The sequence below is a fragment of the Streptomyces sennicomposti genome, from assembly GCF_019890635.1.
Lineage (GTDB): Bacteria > Actinomycetota > Actinomycetes > Streptomycetales > Streptomycetaceae > Streptomyces > Streptomyces sennicomposti.
Window position 1 is genome coordinate 1 of the sequence record NZ_JAIOAB010000121.1, and the last position, 3,906, is coordinate 3,906.

General features: G+C 71.3%; 3 protein-coding genes and 1 pseudogene. 3 read left to right on the plus strand and 1 reads right to left on the minus strand.

The features are described from left to right. Positions 1-122: 122 nt before the first annotated feature. Complete coding sequence (locus K7787_RS31250) at positions 123-1,121, minus strand: LysR family transcriptional regulator (protein WP_231574112.1); 999 nt, start codon at positions 1,119-1,121, stop codon at positions 123-125. 151 nt (positions 1,122-1,272) lie between these two features. Here K7787_RS31250 and K7787_RS31255 point away from each other — a divergent pair, with 151 nt between their 5' ends. From K7787_RS31255 to K7787_RS31265, 3 genes and pseudogenes are all read left to right on the plus strand, one after another. After that, positions 1,273-2,457 (plus strand): CaiB/BaiF CoA transferase family protein, encoded by a 1,185-nt coding sequence (locus K7787_RS31255; protein WP_223003696.1) that lies wholly within the window; start codon positions 1,273-1,275, stop codon positions 2,455-2,457. Between the two features lie 48 nt (positions 2,458-2,505). Continuing rightward, complete coding sequence (locus K7787_RS31260; RefSeq protein WP_043262087.1) at positions 2,506-3,672, plus strand: acyl-CoA dehydrogenase family protein; 1,167 nt, start codon at positions 2,506-2,508, stop codon at positions 3,670-3,672. 78 nt (positions 3,673-3,750) lie between these two features. Further along, positions 3,751-3,906 (plus strand): annotated as a pseudogene (locus tag K7787_RS31265) (electron transfer flavoprotein subunit beta); the annotation flags it as partial.

Genomic DNA, 3,906 nt, shown 5'->3' on the forward strand with positions numbered 1-3,906 from the left:
GGGGGGGGAGGCCCCGCCGCGGCCCGGACGCACGCCCGCGGGCGCGGAGCAGCCCCGCCGCTCCGGGCCGGTCGCGTGCGTGCGCCGGCGGCGGTCGGCCGCGCGCGGGCGCGACCGCGCCGTCACGACCGGTTCGCGGTCCCGTTGTCGTGCAGCTCGGCCGACGGCCACCGTCCCTCGTGCACCGCGGCGTTGATCTGCCGGGTCAGCTCCCTGGCCACGACCTCGACGGCGGGTGTGATGCGCCCCGCCCTCGGCGTGCCGAGCACGATCGAGCGCCACACCTCGGGTTCGCACAGCGGCGCGGCGCTCAGGGTGCCGTTCGCCACGTCCTCGGCGATGCCGACACCGGGCAGGATGGTCCAGCCGTGGCCGGCCAGCGCGAGCTGCTTCTGCACATGCATGGAGTTGGTCTGGACGACCAGGTTCATCTCCGCCTTCGCCTGCGCGGCGGCCGCGTCGATCACCTTGCGCAGCCCGTGCCCCGCCGCCGGCACCACCAGCGGATGCGACACCGCCTCCTCCAGCGGGACGGGGCGCTCGGCCCGCAACCCGGCGGACGGCGGCGCCACCGCCCACAGCTTCTCCCGCACCAGTGGCTCCGCGTTGAGCGAGGGGGTGCTGGAGAGGTTGTACAGCAGGGTCAGATCCAGGTCCCCGTCGTCGAGCCACTGCTGAAGGTGCCCGGAGTACGCGGTGAGCAGCCGCAGCTCGATGCCCGGGTGGTCGCGCAGGACGGCCGAGACGAGCGGCTCGGCCAGCAGGCTGCTGGCGCTGTCCAGCAGGCCGACGGTCACGATGCCGCTGACCACGCCCGGTGTCGGGCGGATCTCCGCACGGGCCCGCTCCAGTTCGTTCAGGGCCCGCCGGGCGCGCTCGACCATGGTCGTACCGGCGGCCGTGGGCTGCATGCCCTGCCGGGTCCGCTCGAACAGCGCGACCCCCAGCTCGTGCTCCAGGGTGCGGATCTGCCGGGTGACCGCCGGCTGGACGAGATGCAGAAGCTCCGCCGCCCGCGTCACGCTGCCCGCCTCGGCCACGGTCACGAGTGCCCTGAGTTGCTTGATGTCCACCGGTCCGGCCCTCCACTCGACGTCCATCTGTGCCCGGCATGAAGCCATCAGTATTCGGTATTTCACCTTCGGCCCCATGAGCATCCATGATGACACTGTTGCCGGACAGGACGGTCCGCCGAAGGCACTCCGTCGTCAGCCGGCCCGGCGGCACCCCATCGACCAGCATGTTTCCCGCACGGCCCGTGGAGGTCAGAGCATGACCGCACTCCCGCTCACCGGCGTCACGGTCGTGAGCGTCGAGCAGGCGGTGGCGGCGCCGTTCGCCACCCGCCAGCTCGCCGACCTCGGCGCACGTGTGATCAAGGTGGAGCGGCCTGGGGGCGGCGACTTCGCCCGCCGGTACGACACCACCGTGCACGGCCAGTCCAGCTACTTCGTCTGGCTCAACCGGTCCAAGGAATCCGTGACCCTGGACCTCAAGACGGAGCCCGGCCGGCAGGTGCTGGAGGAACTGCTGACGACAGCGGACGTGTTCGTGCAGAACCTGGCCCCGGGAGCCGCCGCCCGCCTCGGGCTGGACAACGCGTCCCTCACCGCGCGGCACCCCTCGCTCATCGCGTGCACCGTCTCCGGCTACGGCACGACCGGCCCGTGGGCCGACCGCAAGGCGTACGACCTGCTGGTGCAGTGCCAGACCGGACTGGTCTCCCTGACCGGCACCCCCGAGGAGAGCGCCCGGGTCGGGGTGTCGATCGCCGACATCGCGGCCGGCATGTACGCCTACTCCGGCATCCTCACCGCCCTCTACACCCGGGCGGTCACCGGGGTGGCGCGGGCCGTGGAGGTCTCGCTGTTCGAGGCACTGGCGGAGTGGATGAGCCAGCCCGCCTCCTACACCCGCCACGGTGGCACCCAGCCCCCGCGGATCGGCGCCCAGCACGCCACCATCGCCCCTTACGGCGCCTACCCGGCGGCCGACGGCAAGCAGGTCCTGTTCTCCGTGCAGAACGAGCGGGAGTGGACGGCGCTGTGCGAACGCTTCCTGGAGCGGCCGGAGTTGGCGCACGACCCCCGTTTCGCCACCGGCTCCGACCGGGTGGCCCACCGCGAGGAACTCAACGCCGTCATCCGGGAGCGGTTCGCGCGGACGAGCGGCGACGAGGCGATGAAGACACTGGACGAGGCCGGTATCGCCTGCGCCGGCGTCAACGACGTGCGCGAGTTCGTCGAACACCCGGTGCTCGCCGGGCGCGGCCGCTGGCAGGACGTGAGCATCCCCGGCGCCGTGGTCCCGGCCCTGCGGCCACCCGCGGACCTGGCCGGTGTCGAGCCGCGCATGGACCCCGTACCCGCCGCCGGCGAACACACCGAGCGGATCCTGACGGAACTCGGACTGTCCGCGGCCCGGATCGAAGAACTGCGGGCCGACGGCGTCGTCTGACAGCACGCCGCGGCACCGGACCACCCGAAAGACGACGAGGAGTACACCGTGAGCACCCTGGACGCCCTCTCCGACGACGAGCAGTTCGTCGTCAAGACCGTACGCGACTTCGTCGACAAGGAGGTGAAGCCCGTCGTCCAGGAACTCGAGCACTCCAACACCTACCCCGAGGCCCTGATCGAGCAGATGAAGAAGCTCGGCATCTACGGCCTCGCCATCCCCGAGGAGTACGGCGGCAACCCCGTCTCCATGCCGTGTTTCGTGCTGGTCACCGAGGAACTGTCGCGCGGCTGGATGAGCCTGGCCGGCGCCATGGGCAGCCACACCGTGGTCGCCAAGCTGCTGGTGCACTTCGGCACCGAGGAGCAGAAGCGCCGCTACCTGCCGCAGATGGCCACCGGCGCGATGCGCGCCACCATGGCGCTGACCGAACCCGGCGGCGGCTCCGACCTCCAGGCCATGCGCACCGTCGCCCGCAAGGACGGCGACGAGTACGTCGTCAACGGCTCCAAGACCTGGATCACCAACTCCCGGCGCGCCGGACTGATCGCGCTGATGTGCAAGACCGACCCGACGGCGAGCCCCGCGCACAAGGGCATCTCGATCCTCCTGGCCGAGCACGGCCCCGGCCTCACGGTCTCCCGCGACTTGCCCAAGCTGGGGTACAAGGGCGTCGAGAGCTGCGAGCTGGCCTTCGACGACTACCGCGTGCCGGCCGACGCCGTGCTCGGCGGGGTGGAGGGCAAGGGCTTCGGGCAGATGATGAAGGGCCTGGAGACCGGCCGGCTCCAGGTGGCCGCCCGCGCGCTCGGCGTCGGCCGCGCGGCGCTGGAGGACTCGCTGGCCTACGCCCAGGAGCGGGAGTCCTTCGGCAAGCCGATCTGGCAGCACCAGTCGATCGGCCACTACCTGGCCGACATGGCCACCTCGCTGACCGCCGCCCGCCAGCTCACCCTGTACGCGGCGCGTGAGGCCGAGGCGGGCCGCCGGGTGGACATGGAGGCCGGCATGGCCAAGCTGTTCGCCTCCGAGACCGGGATGCAGATCGCCCTCAACGCCGTCCGCATCCACGGCGGTTACGGCTACTCGACCGAGTTCGACGTCGAGCGCTACTTCCGGGACGCCCCGCTGATGATCGTGGGCGAGGGCACCAACGAGATCCAGAAGAACGTGATCGCGGCCCAGCTCGTCAAGCGCGGCGGACTCGACGCGTAGCGCACGACACGCGGTACCGAAGACAAGCAGGGCAGCCCGGACGGGGACTGCCGTGGGGAACCAGGAGACACCCTGAAGATGAAGATCATCGTGTGTGTGAAGTACGTGCCCGACGCGACCGGCGACCGGCATTTCGCCGATGACCTGACCGTGGACCGGGACGACGTGGACGGTCTGCTCTCCGAGCTGGACGAGTATGCCGTCGAGCAGGCGCTGCAGATCGCCGAGGACGCG

What these genes read in the sequence shown, in the direction of transcription:
- K7787_RS31250 (WP_231574112.1), bottom strand. Translation starts at nt 1,121, where the DNA reads ATGGCTTCATGCCGGGCACAGATGGACGTCGAGTGGAGGGCCGGACCG.
- K7787_RS31255 (WP_223003696.1), top strand. Translation starts at nt 1,273, where the DNA reads ATGACCGCACTCCCGCTCACCGGCGTCACGGTCGTGAGCGTCGAGCAG.